Consider the following 19,105-nt stretch of genomic DNA (forward strand, 5'->3'; position numbering starts at 1 on the left):
CGGCAACAGCGTGCCCGCCGAGTGTGCGTGTTTCCGGATCCGGGGGGACAATGGGTCGCGTGACTGACGGACCGCTGATCGTGCAGAGCGACAAAACGCTGCTGCTCGAGGTCGACCACGACGACGCCGAGGCCTGCCGGCGGGCCATCGCGCCGTTCGCCGAACTAGAGCGCTCACCGGAGCACGTCCACACCTACCGGTTGACCCCCTTGGGCCTGTGGAACGCACGGGCCGCCGGGCACGACGCCGAGCAGGTGATCGACACCCTGATGACCTACTCGCGTTACCCGGTGCCGCACGCCATGCTGGTCGACGTCGCCGAGACCATGGCACGATACGGCCGGTTACGGCTGGAGACCCACCCGGCGCACGGGCTTGTCCTCCACAGCAGCGACCGGCCGGTGCTGGAAGAGGTGCTGCGATCCAAACGGATCAAGCCGCTGGTCGCGGCGCGCCTTGACGCGGACACCGTCGTGGTGCACCCATCGCAACGAGGCAATCTCAAGCAGGCGCTGATCAAACTTGGCTGGCCGGCCGAAGACATGGCCGGCTACGTCGACGGCGAGGCCCACGAGATCGATCTCGACGAGGCCAGTTGGCAGCTGCGGACCTACCAGAAGGAAGCCGCCGACGGTTTCTGGCACGGTGGCTCGGGTGTCGTGGTCCTCCCTTGCGGCGCTGGCAAAACCCTCGTCGGCGCGGCCGCCATGGCCCAGGCCCGCAGCACCACCCTGATCCTCGTCACCAACACCGTCGCCGCCAGGCAATGGCGCGACGAACTGATCCGCCGAACCTCCCTGACCGAGGACGAGATCGGCGAGTACTCCGGATCGAAGAAGGAGATCCGCCCGGTCACCATCGCCACATACCAGGTCATGACTACTCGTCGCAAAGGCACGTACACCCACCTGGAACTGTTCGAGGCGCGCGACTGGGGCTTGATCATCTACGACGAGGTCCACCTGTTGCCGGCTCCCATCTTCCGAATGACCGCCGACCTTCAGGCACGGCGCCGGTTAGGACTGACCGCGACGCTTGTGCGGGAGGACGGACGCGAGGACGACGTGTTCACCTTGATCGGACCGAAGCGCTACGACGCCCCCTGGAAGGAGATCGAAAACCAGGGTTACATCGCGCCGGCCGACTGCGTCGAGGTCCGAGTCACCCTCTCGGAGGGGGAACGGCTGGCCTATGCGACGGCTGAGGCGGACGAGCGATACCGGCTGGCGTCGTGCACCGAGTCCAAAACCCGCGTGGTCGAGGAGCTGGTTCGGCTGCACAAGGCCGATCAGACACTCGTCATCGGCCAGTACATCGACCAGCTCGACGAGTTCGGTGAGCGGCTGAACGCGCCCGTCATCAAGGGGGAGACACCAGTGCGCGAGCGGCAGCGGCTGTTCGACGCGTTCCGGGCTGGTGAACTGACGGCACTCGTGGTGAGCAAGGTAGCCAACTTCTCCATCGACCTTCCGGAGGCCAGCGTCGCGATCCAGGTGTCCGGGACGTTCGGATCGCGGCAGGAAGAGGCCCAGCGGCTGGGCCGGATCTTGCGGCCCAAGTCCGACGGCCGGACTGCCCGGTTCTACTCGGTGATCGCCCGCGACACCATCGACCAGGAGTACGCCCAGCACCGGCAGCGGTTCCTGGCCGAGCAGGGGTATGCCTACCAGATCGCCGACGCCGAGGAGCTCCTCTCCGGCGAGTAACCCACGGGCGCTGGCCCGGTTGCCTGGCCCGGTTGCCTGGCCCGGGGCAGGTGTCGGGGCAGGTGTCGGGGCAGGTGTCGGGGCAGGTGTCGGGGCAGGTGTCAGGGCAGGGGGCAGGATCAGGCGAACTCGGGTGGCAGGGGTTCGGCGTGGACGACGGTCAGCGTCGAGACGGCACGAGTCAGCACCACGTACAGGCGCCGCAAGCCCTGGGGTTCGGCGGCAACGATCCGTGCTGGCTCGACGACCACCACGTGGTCGTATTCCAGCCCCTTCGCCAGCGACGCCGGAACCAGCGTCAGCGGTGCGTCGTCCGCCAACCGTCCGTACCGCACACCGGCCGCCGCCATCTGGGTGGCCAGCTCGTCGAGCATGTCGTCCGCGGCGATGACGCCGGCGGATCCTGGCCGCTGCGCGACCTCGAGCAATGCGGCCGCGAGGACCGCGGAGAGGGTGGCGGGTTCGGCCGGGACGACGTCGAGCCGACCGGGATTGGACCGCACCGGCTGAGGTGGCTCGATGTTGGGTGCGATGGATGGCAACAACCGGGCGGCGAACTCCACAACCGTGGACGGCACCCGGTACCCGCGACGCAGCACTTCGATGTGTGCGTCGGACTGCTTGAGATGCGCCAGCGCTGTCGGCCACGATGCCGTCGCCCACGGGGTGGTGCCCTGAGCGATATCGCCGAGGACGGTGACCGAACCGCCGGCCGCCCGCCGGCCGACCGCCCGCAGTTGCATCGGCGACAGATCCTGTGCCTCGTCGAGGACGACATGGCCGGCGCCCGCGACCCGTTCCAAGACTCCAGCGGCTTCGTCGACGAGGACCGCATCGGCGGGTGTCCACGGGGCGGACTTCGGCCCTCGTGCGGGCCGCTTCCAGCTGATCGCTCGCTGCTCGTCGGCGGTGAGGATGCCGTTCGCCGCCGCGGCGAGGTGGTCGGCGTCGCCCAACAACCGGAGTATCACCCTGACCGGATCGAGCGTGGGCCAGAGCGACTCGACGTACACCTTCATGGGCCGGGATCGGGCCACCGCGTTCTGCACCCGGTCATCGGTGATCTCGCCCGCGGCCTCCATGCGCAGGAGAACGCGGTGCGCGAGCCGTTGCGGTAGCAGCGCCCGCGCGGTGTCGTATCCGTCGCCACGGGCCCGCAGGGTGGTGACCGCCTCGGCCGCCTCCGTCGCAGGCACTCGCCAGTTGCGGGTGCCGCGCGGTATCACCAGGGTCTCGGTGGGCTGGGCGACGTGTGACCACACCGCCCGGTAGATCACCTCAGCCATTCGGGCGTCGCCCTTGAGAGCCGCGACGGCGGGTGGGTCTTCGGTGCGCACGGGGACGGCGTCGATCAGCTCGGTCATGGTCGTCTGGCGTACGTCGACCTCCCCGAGGGTGGGCAAGACCTGGCCGATGTAGTGCAGGAACGCTCGGTTGGGGCCAATAACCAGCACGCCATTGCGCGACAACCTGGTGCGGTAAGCGTGGAGGAGGTAGGCGGCTCGATGTAGTCCCACGGCCGTCTTGCCCGTTCCCGGTGCTCCCTGGACGCAGACCGACTCGTCCAGCCCGAGCCGTACGACGTCGTCCTGCTCGGGCTGGATGGTGGCGACGATGTCGCGCATAGGGCCGACGCGTGGGCGCTCGATCTCTTCGGTGAGAATGCGGCTGGTGGCCGGTGATTCGGTGGGATTGAGCAGGTGCTCGTCCTCGAACGAGGTCAGCTCACCGTCAGCGAAGCCATACCGGCGGCGTAGGGTCAGCCCTTGCGGATCGCGGAGGCTGGCCTGGTAGAACGTGCGCGATACTTCCGCGCGCCAGTCGATCACGATCGGATCGCCGGCCTGATCCATGACGTGGCGGCGACCGATGTAGAACGTCTCCGGTGGTGGCTGGGCATGGTCGGATGCCGGCACGCTGGATTCCTCGGGGAGATCGTCATCGGGTGGTACCCGATCGATCCGGCCGAAGAACAGGGGCAACGACGGATCATCCTCCAGTGCCTTCGCGCGGCGATGTAGTGACGCCTTGAGGTACTCGGTGGATACGGCGTCACCGCCCTGGGCATTAAGCGACAGGGTCCGATCGCGCATGGCACGCAGATGTTCGCGGGCGCGTTTGAGGTAGTGGCTCTCGGCGGCGAGGGTGCGGGCGGTAGGCGCGTCGGCAGCCATAAATACGGACCTCCTGGGGCTCGGCGGAAGAAGAAACGTTCCGACGGCCCGGGAATCCGGTCCGGTCGCGAAGAGCACAAGACAATAGCGACCGGCGAAGCGATGTGTCAATTCGCCTCGGAGGGTGGGGCAGCGCCATGCCACCCCACCCAGTGTGGAAGCGGGTCAGGCGGTTTTCGTGATCTCCACCTGGTGGGGCGAGGTGCCGGTGTAGATGCCGGCGATGGTGACGGTGAGGACGCCGGCGTCGTACGTCGCGGTCACCTTGGCGGGGTCGGCGGCCGTTGGAAGCGCCACCGCGCGCCGGAAGCTGCCGTAGCGGACCTCGCGGATCCGTCTGCCGCCGTCCTGCTCGTCTCGGGTGTCTTTGCGCTCGCCCCGGACCACGAGGCTGCGGCCGTGGACCTCGACGGTGACGTCCTCGTCCGGGTTGACGCCTGGTAGGTCGAAGCGTGCGACGAGGTCGTCGCCGGCTCGATGGACATCGGCGGCCGGAGCGTGCTGGCCGGAGTCGGCCGGGACACCCCAGAACGACTGGACGACGCGGTCGAGGTCGGTGAACGGCCGGAATGCGAGTGTGGTGGTCATGCTGGAATCTCCTTCTCTGGGCCATACCCGGCGCCGGTGGCGACCAGGTCTAACAAGTAGAACTTGAGTGAAGGTGACTCAATTCCAGCGAGGTGTTCGCCCGGAGCGATCGGCCCGTCGGCCAGGTGTCGGCCAGGTGTCGGCCAGACCCCGGCCAGCTCGTCTCGGCCGGCCCGCCTCGGCCGTCGGCCGGGAATCTCCGCCTCGACGGCCCACCGCCGGAGCTCGGCTGCCTCTACGCAGCCGCCGCCGACTCGCCCAGCCACGGATCGAAGCCGTCGTCCGCGCCCACCCAGCGGGTGATGCCGCCGCTCATCTCAGCCGGTGTCAACAGGGTGTCGGCGAAGGCGTTACGCAGGCGTGGCCGTTCGTTGCCGGTTCCGGTGACGACCAGCCGGGTGCTGGGCTCTATGCCATCCCAGGGGCCGCCGGTGCCGATGGCCAACTGCCCTCCGGCGCCGTCCCAGACACACAACATGTCCGGCCGGGTGGGCAGCCAGAAGCGGCCACGGGCCCGGAGGCGTCCAGCGCCGAGGCGTTCCAGCGACGCCATCAGCCGCACGGGATGAAATGGGTGGGGCGAGTGGAGGTCTAGTGTCCATGGCGTGCCTAGTCCGTGGTCAGCCTGGCTTGACGTGCCGGCTTGGATGGGCTCGGTATACCTGGGGTCGGTGCGCCGCGCTGCTCGGATCGGATCATGATGCTGGTCGAACAGCCGGGTGGCGTCGAAATGATGTAGTCCGGTCCAGTGCTGCCCGTCCGCCGCACGGATGTGGTCGAGAAGTTGGCGACCGGCCGGGTCGTCGTCCGGCGTGATAACGATGTCCGCGTATTCGATCTGGTGGGTCAGGGCCTCGGCGACGGACCGCTCGTCGTCATCGGTGAGGGCCAGGCCGCGGTCGCTGAGTAGATCGGCGCCGAGAACGTCGTCGTCGAGTGAGGCGAGGGTGGCCACGGCGGCGACGCTAGCGAGCCGTAGTTGGGGGCCGGCCAGGGCCAGCGCCTCCGCCACCGGCTGGGGTTCGGCTCCGACCGGCGCCGCGAGTACCGCGTAGCGCCATCGGTCGAGATCGGCCAACCCCTCCAGGGTGGGGATGACGTCCTCGCGTAGGGCGCAGTTGAGGCACACGTGATCCAGCGGTATCTCGTGGTCTTCGAGCACTCCGGTGAGATCGGCGACGATCCGCCGGATCGAGTGGCGGCCCATCGTGTAGCTGAGCGTGACCGCCCCGGGTGTGTCGAGAGCGACGGCCAAGGTCGTGGAGTCGCGCAGCAGCGGATCGATGGTGGAGATGACGGTGATGGGAAGTGGTTCCGACACGGTAGCCCTTCGGGGTTGTGGTGCAGAAGGGAAGTGGTATTGATAATTACTCTCATTAAGCTACCATGGACCGGCGCCGCACGCAGGGATCTGGGATCGCCAGGCACTTGCCGCGCGCATTCCGGTCAACACGTCGTGAGGAGCCCGTCATGTCCGCTCACTGTCAGGTCACAGGTGCGGTGCCCCGCTTCGGGCACAACATCTCCCATTCACATCGCCGCACCAAACGCCGGTTCAACCCCAATATCCAGCGCAAGCGGTACTGGGTGCCATCTCTCGGGCGGCATGTCAGGCTGACCGTGAGTGCGCGTGGCATCAAAACCATCGACCGACGCGGCATCGACGCCGTGGTGCGGGAGATCATCGCCCGAGGGGAGCGGCTCTGATGGCGAAGGCGGCTGACCTGCGGCCGATCATCAAGCTGCGCTCCACGGCCGGTACGGGTTACACCTACGTCACCCGAAAGAACCGCCGTAATGACCCGGACCGCATGGTGCTGCGCAAGTACGACCCCGTGGTGCGCCGGCACGTGGAATTCCGCGAGGAGCGCTGAGATGGCCAAGAAGAGCAAGATCGCCCGCGATCAGCAGCGCCGGCTGGTGGTTGCCCGGTACGCGGAGCGGCGTGCCGAGCTCAAGAAGCTGCTCGCTGATCCGCGGATCGACGACGAACAGAGACGCGCTGCCCGCCGCGAACTGTCCCGCCAACCGCGCGACGCCAGTGCCACCCGGCTGCGTAATCGCGACATCGTCGACGGCCGGCCGCGTGCGGTCTATCGCAAGTTCGGGGTGTCCCGGATCCGGCTGCGTGAGATGGCGCACCGTGGTCAGCTTCCGGGAGTGACGAAGTCGAGCTGGTAGTCGCCGTGCGGGTGCCTTAGCCGCTCCGGAGCGTTAAGCCGGGTGGGTGTGTTGGCTGTGTCGCTGTTGATTGTGCGGGTGGGTTAGCCAGCGCACCCGCAGGCGCCCCCACAGCAGCCGCCGCCAGCTCCGGGAGCGCCCCCGGAGTCGGCACGGCCGGCGAGGCCCACCGTGGTGAGAAGTTTGACGGTGTCGTCATGGCCGGCTGGGCACTGGGCCGGCGCGCTGGCATCCGTCATAGGGCGGGAGACGTCGAAACTGGAGCCACAGGCTCGGCAGCGATACGCATACGTCGGCACGGCACCAGTGTACGGCGCCGGGGGTGATTATCCAGGAAGTGGACGCGGGGCGCGGTCCACCCGGGCATGAGACCGACCGCGCCCCGACGATCTCCAGCCTAGATGAGAGTGATTCTCATGTCCAGTCATTGGGTGGTGTGATCCATGATGTCGGCCTGCGTGAGGAGGAACTTCCGCTCTACCGCGTTGCCGGTCAGTGTGGCGGCGCGGCGGTATTCGGCCGCGGCCTCGGTCGGGCGGTCCAGTTGGCGCAACAGGTCGGCTCGGGTCGCGGGGACCCCATAGTAATTCATTAAATGTTGATTTCCAGCGAGGGCATCGATGTCGGCCAACGCTGTGGCTGGCCCGTCGACCATGGCGCGGGCCGCCGCCCGTGCCAGCCGCGTCACCGGTGACGGTTGAACGCGCAACAGAACGTCGTACAGTGCCAGGACCTGCGGCCAATCGGTCGCCTCATAACTCGGCGCCTCGGAGTGCACCGCGGCGATGGCCGCATGCAGTGTGTACGGTCCGGGGCTGCCGTTGGCCGAGCGTCGTACCGCCTGTTCGGCCAACGCGCGCCCCTCGTCGATATCGGCAGCGTCCCACTGCGAGCGGTCGTGGTCGCGCAGCGGTATGAACCCACCGTCGGGGTCGACCCGTCCTCGGGACCGCCCCCGCGCCAGGCGGATCATCGCCAGCAGGCCAAGCACCTCGGGTTCGTCCGGCATCAGTAGACGGAGCGTGGCCGCGAGATCATCTGCCCGGGCCGCCAGCTCCGCACGCCCCAGCTCCGCACCGGCCGATGCGGTGTGTGCTTCGGTGAACAGCAATGAGACGACGGCAAGCACGGACGGCAGCCGGTCGGGCAACTCGGGGTCCGTGGGGACCCGATAGGGGATTCCCGCAGCCCGGATCTTCTTCTTAGCCCGGGTGATCCGGGCGGCCATAGTGGCCTCCGGGATCAGGAACAGCCGGGCGATCGTGGGCGTCGTCAGCCCACACACCAGTCGCAGCGTCAACCCGACCCGCGCCGGCATCGCCAAGGCCGGATGGCAACAGGTGAAAATCAGCCGCAGCCGATCGTCGGGGATGGTGCTGGGATCGGGCGGGGTGTCGTCGCCCGGTACCACGAGTGGTGGCAGCTTGCGCGCCAGCGTGTCCGCCCGACGCCGGTTATCCAGTGCCTTGCGCCGTGCCACGGTGGTCAGCCAGGCTGCCGGTGTACCGGGCACCCCCTGGCGGCCCCACACCTCGAGCGCGGCGGCGAATGCCTCCTGTGTGGCGTCCTCCGCGGTATCGAGGTCGCGCGTGACCCGGGCGACCGACGCGAGCACCTGAGCCCAGTGGTGTCGATGTGCATCCTCGACGGCGGCCGCGATGTCGTGGTGCTCGTGGCGGGTCATCGAGCTGTCACTACCTGATGCATCGTGGTGGGCGGCCGGTCATGTCGTGGTGTCCCACGTCGGGCGGATCTCGATACCGCTGGCTATCGGACAGCGTCGGGCGACCTCCAACGCTTGGTCGAGGTCGTCGACGTCGATGATGTAGTACCCGCAGAGATTCTCCTTGAGCTCGATGTACGGGCCGTCGGCGATGATCGTCTCGGAACCGTCCGGGCGCAGCGTCGTGGCGGCGGTGGACGGGCGTAATGCCGCGCCGGAGTACGGAATGCCATGCTCGTCGAGGTAGCGGCAGAACTCCCCATGTGCCCTCAATTCGGCGTCGAGTTGCTCCTTCGGCACCGACAACCAGTCGGTGTCCGGCTCGAACAGCAAAAGCATGTATTTCATGATGGTTCCTCCTGACGAAGGGCCGGGCGTTCGTGGTGGTGACACATACGTATGACGGCCGGCTGTCCGAATATTCGACCGGTCCGCCATGTGGAGCGCAATGTTTACCATTCTGTTATCTGGGAATGATGGCGTTGATGAAACCACGAGACGATCATCAGAACTTCTGGGAAGGTCGGCTCGCCGCGGACTGGACGGAGAGCGGCGTCGGTTATCGTGCGCTCGGCCGGCCCTTCAACACCTGGGTGTACAAAGTCCGCCGTGAGGTGTTCCTTCAACAGGCCGGCACGCTGGGGCTGGGGCCCGATCACCGGGTCCTCGACGTTGGTTCGGGTACCGGCGTCTACCTGCGCTGTTGGAAGCAGCTTGGGGTAGGTGAAGTCATCGGGAGCGACCTCACCGAAGCGGCAGTCACTCGGCTGCGTGAACACGAACTCGGTACGGACGTGGTCCAGATGGACATCACCGAGCCGGCCGGGCCGTGGCCCGCCGCGTCGTTCGACGCCGCCTCGTGCATCGACGTCCTCTTCCACATCACCGACGACGATGCCTACATCGCCGCCATCGATCACCTGGCCACATTGGTCCGCCCGGGCGGGTACCTGGTGTTCTCGGAGAACTTTCTGCGTCGGCCCCCCGACTACTCAGCGCACCAGGTCAGCCGCACCGAGGAGTGGATCACGTCGGTCCTTGGCCGGGCCGGGTTCGAGATCGAACGTAAGGTGCCGATGCTGGTGCTGATGAACGCCCTCGTCGACGCCCCCGCCGTGGTGCGCAAGGCCTGGGGTGGTGCGTTGCGGGCGGTCACGTTGACCCCACCCACCGGCTGGTTGGCCGGGGCCGCGCTGTATCCGCTCGAGCGACAACTCGTCCGGCGGCTGAACACCAGCCCCACCACGGAGTTGATGATCTGCCGCCGCACCCGGTGAGCTCGGGCTGCCGACGTGTTCCGCGTCCGTCCACCATCTTCTACCGTGGATGACATGACTGCCTTCGACGTGTCGACCGACACCGGCTCCACGGCCGACGGTGCCATCCCCCTGGTGGGGTCATCCGTAGCCGCCGTGCGTCCCGCCGATCCTGCCGTCGCCGCCGAACACTTCGCGTCTCTGCTCGCCTTCGAGACCGACTGCTGGGACGTCCACGACGCCATGAGCCGAGGCGTGCAGGACTTCGTCCTACTGGACGTCCGTAGCCCGGATCTCTACGCTGCCGGTCACATTCCGGGTGCGGTGAACCTGCCGCACGGAAGGCTCGTGAAGCGGAACCTCGAGGTGTATCCGGACGAGACCCTGTCCGTCGTGTACTGCGCCGGGCCTCACTGCAATGGCGCTGACAAGGCCGCCTACCGGCTGGCTCGGCTCGGCCGGCCAGTCAAGAAGATGATTGGTGGTGTCACCGGGTGGCTCGACGAAGGGTTCCACCTCACGTCGGCGAGCACCTCGGGCTGAGCGGTGAGTTCGTCGCCTCCCCCCGGCATACCCGGGGGGAGGGGCAGGGTGAACGACAAGTAAGCATCTCGTAAGGCGGAACCGGCCGCGGCCCGGGATAGTTTGCGGGGGTGGACAGCCTACCCATCGCCCTCGCGGTCGCCGCCGGCATGCTCGCCGTGGTCAACCCATGCGGCTTCGCTTTGCTGCCGGCCTACGCGTCGTTCCTGGTCATGGGAGACGAACCGGATCGGGCCGCTGCCATCCGTCGAGCGATGGCGTTCGCCGCCGCCATGACGGCGGGTTTCTCGGTGGTCTTCGGTGGTTTCGGGTTGCTGCTGTCGGTGTCGTTGTCAGCAGGTGCGATCCAGCGGTACCTGCCATGGTTCACGGCGTTTCTCGGACTGGTGCTGCTCGGGCTCGGGATCTGGCTGCTCACCGGGCGTGCGCTGCCCGGGTTGCGATTCGCCGTGCGGGGCCCCCAACTGACGAGGTCGGCGGGATCGATGACGCTGTTCGGTGCCGTCTATGCCATCGCCTCGCTGAGCTGCACCATCACCCCGTTCCTGATCACGGTGGTGGCCAGCTTCCGGACCGGGACGGTGGCTGGTGGGGTGCTGGTGTTCGCCGCTTACGCGGCTGGTATGGGGCTCGTAGTGACGGCGGTGTCCCTAGCCGTGGCGTTGGCCCGGACGGCGCTGGTGACCCGGCTGCGCGGGCTCGCGCCGCGGATCTCCCGGATCAGCGGTGGGCTGCTCCTCGTCGCCGGCGCCTACGTGGCCTACTACGGCTGGTACGAGATCCGCGTCCTCCGCGACGGCGCGGTGGACGACCCGGTCATTGGCGTTGGCGAAGCAGTGCAGCGCTGGTTGTCGCGGAGCATCGACACGATCGGCGTGTGGGGTGTCGGCGCGGTGGTGATAGCCCTCGCCGTTGGTGCCGTGCTTGTTGGATGGGTGTTTCGTCGACGACGAGTCGTGGCCGGTGCCGCGGAGGATGAGGCCGGCGTCGAAGAGGCTAACTAGGACCTAGCCGGATCAGCGCTTCAGCTCCTGCAGGACGACTTCCAGGAAATCTTTGAGTTCGTCCCACTTCACCCGCGCGTTGGCCAGGTGTGTCTCGAGGTCGTCGATCTCCGCGGCCCGCGCCTCAGCCCGCCGGCGCTGGAGTTCGCTCTTGAGCTCGGACAGGTACGCCTCGGTCTCGGCGATGATCTGCTCGAGATCGCGGTCGGGCTCGGTGGGGCGCCTGCCCTCCATGCCTGCCATCTTGGCACGCTCTGGTTACAGGATGGAAGTCGCCAGGATGAGCGCACCGGGCAAGGCGAGGAACACACCGATCACCCACGCCGCCGCGTACACCTTGCGCTGAGCGGCCAGCCCCGCCAGCCATTGAGCGCCGCGGATGGGTATCTCTCGGAGGAACGGCACGGAGAAGATCAGCACGAGAGCGAAAATGTTGAACAGAAGGTGAACAAGCGCGATCTCGAGTGCGGCGAGGGCGTTGGGGCCACTCACCGCGGTCGCGGCGAGCAGAGCGGTCACCGTGGTCCCGACATTCGCTCCCAGGGTAAACGGGTAGATCTGCCGCAGATTCAACACACCCGAGCCGGCGAGGGGCACCATCAAGCTGGTGCTGGTGGTCGACGATTGGACCAAGACGGTGACGGCCGCACCGGAGGCGATGCCGCTGAGCGGGCCACGGCCGATCGCGGTGTGCAGGATTCGCTTGGCCCGGCCAACCATGAGGATTTTCAGCAGCTTGCCGATGTATCTGATGGATAGCAGGATCATGGCGGTGCCGACGATGATCATCGCAACGCCACCGAATGTGGTCGGCAGCGCGCCGGCGGCACCTTTGATCGTGTCGGTGACCGGCGCGGTCAACGTGCCGATGACGTTGGTGTTCTCCATCGAGTAGCTGCTGTCGCCGACCAGTGGTTGGGCGATGGCCAGGGCGCTGCGCTCGATGAGCCCGAACATGATCTCGAGCGGGAGGAAGATGGCGACCGCGAGCAGGTTGAAGAAGTCGTGCACGGTGGCGGCGGAGAACGCTCGTTTGAAGTCCTCTTTGTTCCGCACGTAGCCGAGGCTGACCAGGGTGTTGGTCACCGTGGTTCCGATGTTCGCACCCATGATCATGGGTACGGCGACACTCACCGGCAAACCCCCGGCGACCAGTCCGACGATGATCGAGGTCACGGTGGACGAAGACTGGATGAGAGCGGTGGCGACCACACCAACCATCAACCCGACGAACGGGTTGGTGGCGAACTGGAACAACTCTTCGGCCTGGCCACCGGTGGCGGTGCGGAACCCGGAGCTGATGATGCTGACCGCACAGATCAGCAGGTAGATGAGAGCGACGACGAGAAGCCAGTTCAGCGCGTTGCCAGTGGTGATGCGACGCGAGCCACGCCCGGCAATGCCGGATGCCGCGGCTGCGGGAACACGAGTGACGTCCGTGCGGACGACTGTGCTGGTCGCCATCTGCCGGTCGGACCCTTCTTCGACATCGGTGCGTCGGTGTGACGTCACCTAAGTAAAGGAAGCCCCAGCCGGGTGAACGAATGGTGAATTGGCGTCGAAATCCCCGCGTACTCTGCGCGGCAGGTTCGCTTACGTTTCACTCCCCATGATCGTTGGCTTTTGACCACCGAATTCGGTGGTCAGAAGCCAACGATCATGGGCGAGGGAGGTTGAGCTGCGCCAGCACGAGCCCGGCGCGGGCTTTCGGGGTAAACCATGTGCTCTTGCGGGGCATCTTCCGCCGCGCCAGGTTGACGGCGATGAAGTCGTCGACGGACACCGGGGCGACGAGGACCGCGAGTTCGGCACGGCCGCCATCGACTTCGCCCCGCAACCACGCCGCGGGGTAGTCGCCGCCGATGTACCGGATCCGTTTGTCGCCCGGGTCGAACCCGAGGACGTCGCCGAATAGGACCCGCTCAACCAGTGCATGGTCCAGACGTTCGGTTACCGTGGCACCCGGCGGAGCGGGCAGGGCAACCGCGTAACCGGCACCGGCAGCGTACAGATGGACGGTTCCCGTCCGCGGCGGCGTAGCCGGGGGATCCGCGAGCAACTCGACCGTGGCTCCTGCCTCCCGCAGCCGGTCTAACAGGGCGGCCGGTGGCATACCAAGCTCGTGCACGAGTCGGTGGTAGGGATCGATGGTCACCGACGCCGGCGTAGTGATCACGGCGAGAAATCGGGCCAATCCGCCGATCTGCGCGGCGAGGCTGCGGTGGTTTCCGTCGGCGACGACGAGTTCGCCGCCGCCGGCCAACGCCCGCAACCGGTCGGCCTGTTCGCCGGGTGGAAGCGGCCAGATCTCGTGGCGGCGCCCGGCGCCATCGATGTCCGACGCCGCGGCCGGCCCGGCCGTGGTGGCGGCCGCGACCAGTTCGGCCTGGAGTTCGTCGCCACTGCCGGTCTGCATGAGCAGCACCGGTGAGAGCAGCGTCCTGGTGGCCTCCGCCAGTGCGACGCGCTCACGAACCTTCTCGATGAAGACGTCTTCGTTGCGGATGACCAAACCCGGCTCGCCCGCACGACTGGAAATCTGGTCGGTGTCGACCAGGCAGAACATGCCATGGGCGGTCCGGCCGCCGGGTTCGGTGATCCGGTAGAGCACCACGGTGTCCTCGGCCGGGAGATAGCGGCCTTGGGCTCGCGCCCGGGCTAGACGCTCCACCGCGTCGGGCAACGAGTCGGCGAAGGTTTTGCCGAGGCTATCCGGCGCGCGGTGGGGCATCTCGACCCCCAGGGCGCTGTCTGGATTGGCGTCGATGATCGCGGTGATCTCGGCGTCGTCGGCGAACTCGTCGTAGTTCTGCGCACCGGTGTTCCCCGCCGTGATCCACGCCTGCGGGATCGGATGGACGATCGTCATGGGGGACGACGTTATCGTGCCCGCCGGACGTGTGGACCGGCCCGTCGCCACGTGCGGCCGGACACCACGAACTAGCGCAGGAACTCGGTTAGTACCGGGGCGACGGCATCCGGTTTGAGCAAGTGGGTCTGCCCAGCCAGCGTCCGGTATTCGGCGTCGGGCAGAACGTCGGCCAAGGCGCGTTGCGCATCCCGCATCCAGTCGGGGCTCTTGCCGCCGTCCATCACGAGAGCCGGCATGGTCGCCGCGCTCCAACGCTGCTCCGGGAGCGGCTGGTACTGCCGGCCGGGTTCCAGGATGGCGTGATCGTAGGGCAACGTGTGGGCGACCGCCTTGAGCTTCTTCCAGACCGGCGTGAGCTGCATGGCGAAGACCGCGAACGAGGGGGTGCCGACGAGTTTCATGAAGAGCTTCACCGCGTCGCCACGGCGACCCGCCGCGATGAACTCGTTGAGGCGCCCGGCGTAGTCAGGTGGTTCCTGTGGAGCGTCCTGGCTGACCAGATACGGCGCCTCGTAGGTGGCGAGTTTGGTGATGCCGACGCCGCTGTTGGCCGCCTCCACCGCGAGCGCGGCACCGGACGACATGCCGAACGCGAAGATCGCACCGCCGACGTCTTTGGCGACGGCCTCGATGTCTTCGATCTCACGCTCGACGGCGTAGGGAGGGGTGTCCGCGCTGTCGCCACGACCGCGCCGGTCGTAGGTGATGACGGTGAAGTCGCCGGACAGCTTGTTGCGCAGCCCTTTGCTGGGCCCGAACGCACGATGGCACAGCGCGCCGTCGACGATGAGCAGTGGTGGGCCGCTGCCGGTTTTCTCGTAGACGATGGTCGTTCCGTCACGAGATGTGACCGCGTGCATAGTGTCCTCCAGGAATGACGGCGGGGTCAGGTGAGCTGTTGGTCGAGCCACCGGTGCCAGGCCGTCTCGGCCGAGGCTGGCTCTATGTCGGCGAAGACGTGGTGCATCGCGACGAGTGGGCCGTTGAAGCCCTTGACGAACCGATACATCGCGGTGTCGGTGCGCAGACCAACGCTGTCGGGGTTGACGTGGTAGACGACGGCGTCGATCGGTACCCCATCCGGTCCGGTGAATCGGGCTGGATCGCCTCCGGCAGGTTGGTCCGGCAGGCCGAGTGCCCGGTACACCAGCGGCCAGATCTGCTCCCAGTTGGACACCGCGGGGCCGAAGACGGTCAACGGAACCGCGGTGCGGCCGGGAAAGTGTGTGACGTACTCGACGAGCGTGCGGAAGAAGAGGTGGAGGCCCGAGGTCATCGCGTCGTATTCGGCTTCCCAGTCGTCGTCTGGGAGGAACCCGCTGACCACCATACGCAGGCTAGTGCTGCCCTGCTTGCGGCCTTCGATCAGAAACTCGTAGGCCATCCGGCGGCCGTCCGGAGCCTGGCCGCTTTCGTAGGTTAGCCGACGCGGCGGATCCCAGGTGGTCACCCGGTGTTCCGGGGTGTGCTCGCCAAAGGCGGTACGAACCGCGCCGGCTATGCCGGATTCAACCTCGGTCCGGCCCATGAACCATGAGTTGATGCCGGGGCCGGTGGCGATCGCCTGCCACACGAGATCGGGGTCGGCGTCGAACTCCGCGTCCTGGGGTGCCTCGAAATGGTGGCCCATGTCAGGACTCCCTCACGGTGGGATGGACAGCGACCACGACGCGATGGGTGCGGCCACGGGGGGCTGTCTCGTCGTGGTATTGCCCGACGAGGCGGGTGACGGTCGCGGCTAGCTCTTCGGCGAAGGCGGCCCGGTCGGCGGCCGAGGCGAAACGCACGTCGCCGTCGATGGCGAAGGTGGCGACCTTCTGCTGTGCGCGTCGGGCGCGAGTCAGCAGCGTGCCGATGTCTCGCACCAGGCGGGCGGCGACGGCGAGCAGCCATTGTGCGGAGAGTCGGTCTGGTTCGCGGTGTGGGTCGGGCTGAACCGCGGCGAGCGCTACCGGTGAAATAACGTATGACGACGCCGACGCGCGGAGGATCCGTTCGGTGACATTACCCTTGCGGCGTTCCTCGACCAGCTCGACCAGGCCGTGTTTCTCCAGGGTCTTCAGGTGGTAGTTCACCTTCTGCCGGGGGAGGCCGACCTTGGTGGCCAGCGTGGTGGCGGAGCCGGGTTCGCCGAGCTCGGCCAGCAGCCGGGCACGTACTGGATCAAGCGACACCTCGGCCGCCTGGGGGTCTTCGATCACCCTGACGTCGTCCATACGTCGAGCCTGGCACCGAAAAGAAAAATTGTCAAGAAAGTAGTCTTCGTCCGTCCTGTCGTCGCGCAATCCGTGATCGTTGCCGAAATCCAGCCGCTCCCTCCCGTGATCGAAGTCACGATTCGGTCGCTATTGCGACTCTAAGCCGGCGACGATCACGGGGGTGGGGGGCGGAAATCCGGCGACGATCACGGGGGGTGGGGGGCGGGGTCAGACGGATGCGATGGCGTTGACGGCGCCTTCCACCGCGCGCAAGATCCGATCCGTGGCATGCTCCGGATCGGGCTGGCCGGCGTCGAGCCACGCCATGATCGCCTCGATGACGATCATGGTAGTGAGCTGCGCCGTCCATTCGACCCATCGCTCGTCGGTGGTGACCTCTTCGAGATACGGCCGGATGTGGGCCGACATGCCGACCTTGAGTTGATCGATCTCGCCGCGGAAATCGGGCTCCTGGGCGGCGAACCGGAACAAGAGTCGGAAGGCGTCCGGATCTTCGCGGGCCCAGTGGATCACCCTGGCCACGCTGTCGTCGTCCATCTCGCCGTCCACTACCGCGGCGTGGTACATCCGTTCTCCGGCGCGATCGAGGACGGCCTCGTAGAGGTCGGCCTTCGAGTTGAAGTGCCGGTACAGAATCATCCGGGTCACACCAGCCACGGCCGCGACATCATCCAGGCTGGTGTGAGAGTACCCGCCCTCGCGTGAGAACGCCTGGGTGGCGGCGTCGATGATCTGCTCGCGACGTTCCGCGCGGCCGAGTCGCCGACCACCGCGGGTGCTGCTGGAATGCGGGGCCGGGCCCGCGCTGTCTGGCGTCATCGGCCCCATTCTCTCCCACCTCCGTGCCGCGAGTCGGCCGCTCTGTCCGCAGTTGTCGTGCGCTCGCAGTTGTCGTGTGCTTCGGGCTCGTTGTCCGGCGGTTGACGAGCGATCGCAGTAACTATACTTTGAAGTATATACATCAAAGTATAGTTAGCGGGAGTTGCTCATGAGATCTAGCGAAGGGGTGAGGTCGTGAACGTTCTGACGCAATCGGGGGCGTCGCGTCCGGGGGTGGTTCCGGGGCAGCCGGCCGTGGTCGCCGAAGGTGTGGTCAAACGGTTCGGCGCCACATTGGCCCTGGATCGGTTCGACCTGGTGGTCCCCGAAGGCACGGTGTGCGGCCTTCTGGGACCCAACGGTGCCGGCAAGTCCACGGCCGTGCGCATCCTGTCGACGTTGTTGCGCCCGGATAGCGGCCGGGCAAGCGTCGCCGGCTTCGACGTCGTCCGAGATCCGGTCGATGTGCGCTACCGCATCGGGCTGGCCGGCCAGCAGCCCGCCGTGGACGACATGCTGACCGGCCGGGAAAACCTGGAGATGTTCGCCCGCTTCTATCGGCTCGGCCGTGTTGCCGCGCGGCGGCGGGCGGGGGAGTTGATCGACCAATTCGACCTGGCTGACGCGGCCGACCGCCGACCGAAGGGGTACTCCGGCGGCATGCGCCGGCGCCTCGATCTGGCCATCAGTTTCATCATGGCTCCCCCGGTGCTATTCCTCGACGAACCAACCACCGGCATGGATCCGGGCCACCGTCTAGAGGTGTGGCGGGGCGTGCGGTCGTTGGTGGCCGAGGGGACGACGGTCTTGCTGACCACCCACTATCTCGACGAGGCGGACCAGCTCGCCGACGCCATCACAGTCATCGACGGAGGTCGCGTCATCGCCCAAGGGGCGCCCGAAGAGCTCAAGTCCATGCTGCACGGTGACCGCATCGACGTGTTGGTCGACGAGATCGCCGACCTGGACGTCGTCGCTCGTTTGCTCGCCGACGTCACCGGCTCCGCGCCGGAGGTCCGGCCCGAGGGGCGCCGGGTGAGTGTTCCGGCCATGGATCGGGTGGCCGGACTAGCGCGGGTGGCCCGTGCCCTCGACGACGCCCGTATCGAGGTGCGCGACATCGCGCTGCGTAGGCCCACGCTCGACGAGGTATTCGTCCGATTCACCGGGAAGGACCGGGCATGACCACGATCACTATTCCACGGACCCGGTCGGAGCGGCTGCGCGCGGCGATGTCCGATGCCGCGACGATGACCCGTCGCAACCTGTCGTACTGGTTGCGCTCACCGGAGGAAATGATCGGCGCGCTGGCGTTTCCGCTGATCTCCGTGTTGTTGTTCGGGTACGTCTTCGGCAGTGCGATGGTGGTTCCCGGTGGTGCGGACTACCGCGAATACCTGATGCCCGGGCTGTTCGGCATGACGATGATGTTCGGCCTGGTGAACACCATCAGCGCGGTGGCGACCGACCGGGAACGTGGCGTCACCGACCGGTTCATGGCGATGCCGATCTCGTCGTCGGCCATCCTGGCCGGACGTAGTGTCACGGACATCATCCGGGCTAGCGCGGATCTCGTGGTCCTGCTCGGCTGCGGTTACCTCGTGGGCTGGCGCTGGCACGGCAGCGTGTGGGAGGCGCTGGCTGCCGTAGGGCTGCTGCTTCTCCTCCGGTTCGCCCTGATCTGGGTCGGCATCTACATCGGCCTCGTCCTTCGCTCGCCGGACTCCGCTGCCGCTCTATATCCCCTGGTACTGCCCTTTGCGATGGTGGCCAACACGTTCGTGCCGCCCGCCCTCATGCCGGGCTGGCTGGGTGCGGTGGCGGAGGCCAATCCGATGTCATCAACGGTGGCAGCGACTCGGGAGCTCTTCGGTAACCCCGCGGTGCCGGGCGACTCCTGGCTGGCTGAGCACCCGTTGCCGCTGGCGGTCGGCTGGCCGCTCCTGCTGCTTGTGGTTTTCGTTCCACTTGCGGTGCACCGTTACCGGCGAGCCCGGCGTTGAATGCCGGCTAGGCGAGG

23 protein-coding genes are annotated in these 19,105 nt (G+C 67.1%); 9 read left to right on the forward strand and 14 right to left on the reverse strand.

Annotation, left to right across the window (positions count from 1 at the left end; translation table 11 throughout):
• Positions 1 to 50 precede the first annotated feature (50 nt).
• The gene (locus tag G8760_RS04490; RefSeq protein WP_166347130.1) at positions 51 to 1,706 is read left to right on the forward strand and encodes a DNA repair helicase XPB; all 1,656 of its coding nucleotides are present in this window, start codon (positions 51 to 53) and stop codon (positions 1,704 to 1,706) included.
• A gap of 119 nt (positions 1,707 to 1,825) precedes the next feature.
• Here G8760_RS04490 and G8760_RS04495 read toward each other — a convergent pair whose 3' ends face one another.
• The 4 genes from G8760_RS04495 to G8760_RS04510 form a co-directional block, all read right to left on the reverse strand.
• Positions 1,826 to 3,880: a HelD family protein gene (locus G8760_RS04495; RefSeq protein ID WP_166347133.1), complete on the reverse strand. Its 2,055-nt coding sequence runs from the start codon at positions 3,878 to 3,880 to the stop codon at positions 1,826 to 1,828.
• 165 nt (positions 3,881 to 4,045) lie between these two features.
• Entirely contained in the window at positions 4,046 to 4,468 is a 423-nt protein-coding gene (locus G8760_RS04500) for an Hsp20/alpha crystallin family protein (protein ID WP_166347136.1), read from the reverse strand.
• On the reverse strand, positions 4,465 to 4,734 hold the full coding sequence (locus tag G8760_RS04505) for a hypothetical protein (protein WP_166347140.1): 270 nt from the start codon (positions 4,732 to 4,734) through the stop codon (positions 4,465 to 4,467). Before G8760_RS04505 ends, G8760_RS04500 begins: the two co-directional genes overlap by 4 nt.
• Positions 4,704 to 5,789: a CobW family GTP-binding protein gene (locus G8760_RS04510; RefSeq protein ID WP_166347143.1), complete on the reverse strand. Its 1,086-nt coding sequence runs from the start codon at positions 5,787 to 5,789 to the stop codon at positions 4,704 to 4,706. The genes G8760_RS04505 and G8760_RS04510 overlap by 31 nt, the downstream gene beginning before the upstream one ends.
• A 149-nt stretch (positions 5,790 to 5,938) precedes the next feature.
• On the opposite strand from G8760_RS04510, the gene rpmB reads away from it, so the two are divergent.
• The 3 genes from rpmB to rpsN are packed head-to-tail and all read left to right on the forward strand — an operon-like array spanning position 5,939 to position 6,649.
• On the forward strand, positions 5,939 to 6,175 hold the full coding sequence (gene rpmB, locus G8760_RS04515) for a 50S ribosomal protein L28 (protein ID WP_166347146.1): 237 nt from the start codon (positions 5,939 to 5,941) through the stop codon (positions 6,173 to 6,175).
• Positions 6,175 to 6,342, forward strand: coding sequence for a 50S ribosomal protein L33 (rpmG, locus tag G8760_RS04520; RefSeq protein WP_166347149.1), 168 nt, complete (start codon positions 6,175 to 6,177; stop codon positions 6,340 to 6,342). Before rpmB ends, rpmG begins: the two co-directional genes overlap by 1 nt.
• 1 nt (position 6,343) lies before the next feature.
• On the forward strand, positions 6,344 to 6,649 hold the full coding sequence (rpsN, locus tag G8760_RS04525) for a 30S ribosomal protein S14 (protein WP_166347153.1): 306 nt from the start codon (positions 6,344 to 6,346) through the stop codon (positions 6,647 to 6,649).
• A gap of 83 nt (positions 6,650 to 6,732) precedes the next feature.
• On the opposite strand, the gene G8760_RS30740 is transcribed toward rpsN, so the two are convergent.
• The 3 genes from G8760_RS30740 to G8760_RS04540 all read right to left on the reverse strand — a co-directional run bounded on the left by G8760_RS30740 (position 6,733) and on the right by G8760_RS04540 (position 8,720).
• On the reverse strand, positions 6,733 to 6,948 hold the full coding sequence (locus tag G8760_RS30740) for an FmdB family zinc ribbon protein (protein WP_166347156.1): 216 nt from the start codon (positions 6,946 to 6,948) through the stop codon (positions 6,733 to 6,735).
• 125 nt (positions 6,949 to 7,073) lie between these two features.
• Positions 7,074 to 8,333: an RNA polymerase sigma factor gene (locus G8760_RS04535; RefSeq protein WP_207782010.1), complete on the reverse strand. Its 1,260-nt coding sequence runs from the start codon at positions 8,331 to 8,333 to the stop codon at positions 7,074 to 7,076.
• A 39-nt stretch (positions 8,334 to 8,372) separates the two neighbouring features.
• Positions 8,373 to 8,720 carry a YciI family protein gene (locus tag G8760_RS04540; protein ID WP_166347159.1) on the reverse strand — a complete coding sequence of 116 codons (348 nt, stop codon included), beginning with the start codon at positions 8,718 to 8,720 and terminating at the stop codon, positions 8,373 to 8,375.
• Between the two features lie 137 nt (positions 8,721 to 8,857).
• On the opposite strand from G8760_RS04540, the gene G8760_RS04545 reads away from it, so the two are divergent.
• The 3 genes from G8760_RS04545 (at position 8,858) to G8760_RS04555 (ending at position 11,175) form a co-directional block, all read left to right on the forward strand.
• The gene (locus G8760_RS04545; protein WP_166347162.1) at positions 8,858 to 9,649 is read left to right on the forward strand and encodes a class I SAM-dependent methyltransferase; all 792 of its coding nucleotides are present in this window, start codon (positions 8,858 to 8,860) and stop codon (positions 9,647 to 9,649) included.
• A gap of 54 nt (positions 9,650 to 9,703) precedes the next feature.
• Positions 9,704 to 10,171, forward strand: coding sequence for a rhodanese-like domain-containing protein (locus tag G8760_RS04550; protein WP_166347165.1), 468 nt, complete (start codon positions 9,704 to 9,706; stop codon positions 10,169 to 10,171).
• 110 nt (positions 10,172 to 10,281) lie between these two features.
• The gene (locus G8760_RS04555) at positions 10,282 to 11,175 is read left to right on the forward strand and encodes a cytochrome c biogenesis CcdA family protein (RefSeq protein WP_207782011.1); all 894 of its coding nucleotides are present in this window, start codon (positions 10,282 to 10,284) and stop codon (positions 11,173 to 11,175) included.
• 12 nt (positions 11,176 to 11,187) lie between these two features.
• Here the strand turns inward: G8760_RS04555 and G8760_RS04560 are convergent, their stop codons facing one another.
• The 7 genes from G8760_RS04560 to G8760_RS04590 form a co-directional block, all read right to left on the reverse strand.
• Positions 11,188 to 11,409: a hypothetical protein gene (locus G8760_RS04560; protein ID WP_166347168.1), complete on the reverse strand. Its 222-nt coding sequence runs from the start codon at positions 11,407 to 11,409 to the stop codon at positions 11,188 to 11,190.
• Positions 11,410 to 11,433: 24 nt separating this feature from the next.
• Complete coding sequence (locus G8760_RS04565) at positions 11,434 to 12,639, reverse strand: Na/Pi symporter (RefSeq protein ID WP_166347171.1); 1,206 nt, start codon at positions 12,637 to 12,639, stop codon at positions 11,434 to 11,436.
• Positions 12,640 to 12,832: 193 nt separating this feature from the next.
• Positions 12,833 to 14,044, reverse strand: coding sequence for a DUF1015 family protein (locus tag G8760_RS04570; RefSeq protein ID WP_166347174.1), 1,212 nt, complete (start codon positions 14,042 to 14,044; stop codon positions 12,833 to 12,835).
• A 71-nt stretch (positions 14,045 to 14,115) separates the two neighbouring features.
• Positions 14,116 to 14,907 carry an alpha/beta fold hydrolase gene (locus tag G8760_RS04575; RefSeq protein ID WP_166347177.1) on the reverse strand — a complete coding sequence of 264 codons (792 nt, stop codon included), beginning with the start codon at positions 14,905 to 14,907 and terminating at the stop codon, positions 14,116 to 14,118.
• Between the two features lie 26 nt (positions 14,908 to 14,933).
• Positions 14,934 to 15,677 (reverse strand): SRPBCC family protein, encoded by a 744-nt coding sequence (locus G8760_RS04580; protein WP_166347180.1) that lies wholly within the window; start codon positions 15,675 to 15,677, stop codon positions 14,934 to 14,936.
• Between the two features lies 1 nt (position 15,678).
• Positions 15,679 to 16,263, reverse strand: coding sequence for an ArsR/SmtB family transcription factor (locus G8760_RS04585; protein ID WP_166347184.1), 585 nt, complete (start codon positions 16,261 to 16,263; stop codon positions 15,679 to 15,681).
• A gap of 210 nt (positions 16,264 to 16,473) precedes the next feature.
• On the reverse strand, positions 16,474 to 17,085 hold the full coding sequence (locus tag G8760_RS04590) for a TetR/AcrR family transcriptional regulator (protein ID WP_166347187.1): 612 nt from the start codon (positions 17,083 to 17,085) through the stop codon (positions 16,474 to 16,476).
• Positions 17,086 to 17,280: 195 nt separating this feature from the next.
• Here G8760_RS04590 and G8760_RS04595 point away from each other — a divergent pair, with 195 nt between their 5' ends.
• Together G8760_RS04595 and G8760_RS04600 are read left to right on the forward strand one after the other, a co-directional pair.
• Positions 17,281 to 18,270, forward strand: coding sequence for an ATP-binding cassette domain-containing protein (locus G8760_RS04595; protein WP_246222428.1), 990 nt, complete (start codon positions 17,281 to 17,283; stop codon positions 18,268 to 18,270).
• Positions 18,267 to 19,088: an ABC transporter permease gene (locus G8760_RS04600; protein ID WP_166347190.1), complete on the forward strand. Its 822-nt coding sequence runs from the start codon at positions 18,267 to 18,269 to the stop codon at positions 19,086 to 19,088. Before G8760_RS04595 ends, G8760_RS04600 begins: the two co-directional genes overlap by 4 nt.
• Positions 19,089 to 19,105: the final 17 nt, after the last annotated feature.

This window comes from Phytoactinopolyspora limicola (assembly GCF_011320225.1).
Lineage (GTDB): Bacteria > Actinomycetota > Actinomycetes > Jiangellales > Jiangellaceae > Phytoactinopolyspora > Phytoactinopolyspora limicola.

What these genes read in the sequence shown, in the direction of transcription:
- rpmB (WP_166347146.1), top strand. Translation starts at nt 5,939, where the DNA reads ATGTCCGCTCACTGTCAGGTCACAGGTGCGGTGCCCCGCTTCGGGCAC.
- G8760_RS04560 (WP_166347168.1), bottom strand. Translation starts at nt 11,409, where the DNA reads ATGGAGGGCAGGCGCCCCACCGAGCCCGACCGCGATCTCGAGCAGATC.
- G8760_RS04580 (WP_166347180.1), bottom strand. Translation starts at nt 15,677, where the DNA reads ATGGGCCACCATTTCGAGGCACCCCAGGACGCGGAGTTCGACGCCGAC.
- rpsN (WP_166347153.1), top strand. Translation starts at nt 6,344, where the DNA reads ATGGCCAAGAAGAGCAAGATCGCCCGCGATCAGCAGCGCCGGCTGGTG.
- G8760_RS04545 (WP_166347162.1), top strand. Translation starts at nt 8,858, where the DNA reads ATGAAACCACGAGACGATCATCAGAACTTCTGGGAAGGTCGGCTCGCC.
- G8760_RS04495 (WP_166347133.1), bottom strand. Translation starts at nt 3,880, where the DNA reads ATGGCTGCCGACGCGCCTACCGCCCGCACCCTCGCCGCCGAGAGCCAC.
- G8760_RS04590 (WP_166347187.1), bottom strand. Translation starts at nt 17,085, where the DNA reads ATGACGCCAGACAGCGCGGGCCCGGCCCCGCATTCCAGCAGCACCCGC.
- G8760_RS04490 (WP_166347130.1), top strand. Translation starts at nt 51, where the DNA reads ATGGGTCGCGTGACTGACGGACCGCTGATCGTGCAGAGCGACAAAACG.
- G8760_RS04550 (WP_166347165.1), top strand. Translation starts at nt 9,704, where the DNA reads ATGACTGCCTTCGACGTGTCGACCGACACCGGCTCCACGGCCGACGGT.
- G8760_RS04500 (WP_166347136.1), bottom strand. Translation starts at nt 4,468, where the DNA reads ATGACCACCACACTCGCATTCCGGCCGTTCACCGACCTCGACCGCGTC.
- G8760_RS04600 (WP_166347190.1), top strand. Translation starts at nt 18,267, where the DNA reads ATGACCACGATCACTATTCCACGGACCCGGTCGGAGCGGCTGCGCGCG.
- G8760_RS04535 (WP_207782010.1), bottom strand. Translation starts at nt 8,333, where the DNA reads ATGACCCGCCACGAGCACCACGACATCGCGGCCGCCGTCGAGGATGCA.
- G8760_RS04565 (WP_166347171.1), bottom strand. Translation starts at nt 12,639, where the DNA reads ATGGCGACCAGCACAGTCGTCCGCACGGACGTCACTCGTGTTCCCGCA.
- rpmG (WP_166347149.1), top strand. Translation starts at nt 6,175, where the DNA reads ATGGCGAAGGCGGCTGACCTGCGGCCGATCATCAAGCTGCGCTCCACG.
- G8760_RS04585 (WP_166347184.1), bottom strand. Translation starts at nt 16,263, where the DNA reads ATGGACGACGTCAGGGTGATCGAAGACCCCCAGGCGGCCGAGGTGTCG.
- G8760_RS04540 (WP_166347159.1), bottom strand. Translation starts at nt 8,720, where the DNA reads ATGAAATACATGCTTTTGCTGTTCGAGCCGGACACCGACTGGTTGTCG.
- G8760_RS04570 (WP_166347174.1), bottom strand. Translation starts at nt 14,044, where the DNA reads ATGACGATCGTCCATCCGATCCCGCAGGCGTGGATCACGGCGGGGAAC.
- G8760_RS04575 (WP_166347177.1), bottom strand. Translation starts at nt 14,907, where the DNA reads ATGCACGCGGTCACATCTCGTGACGGAACGACCATCGTCTACGAGAAA.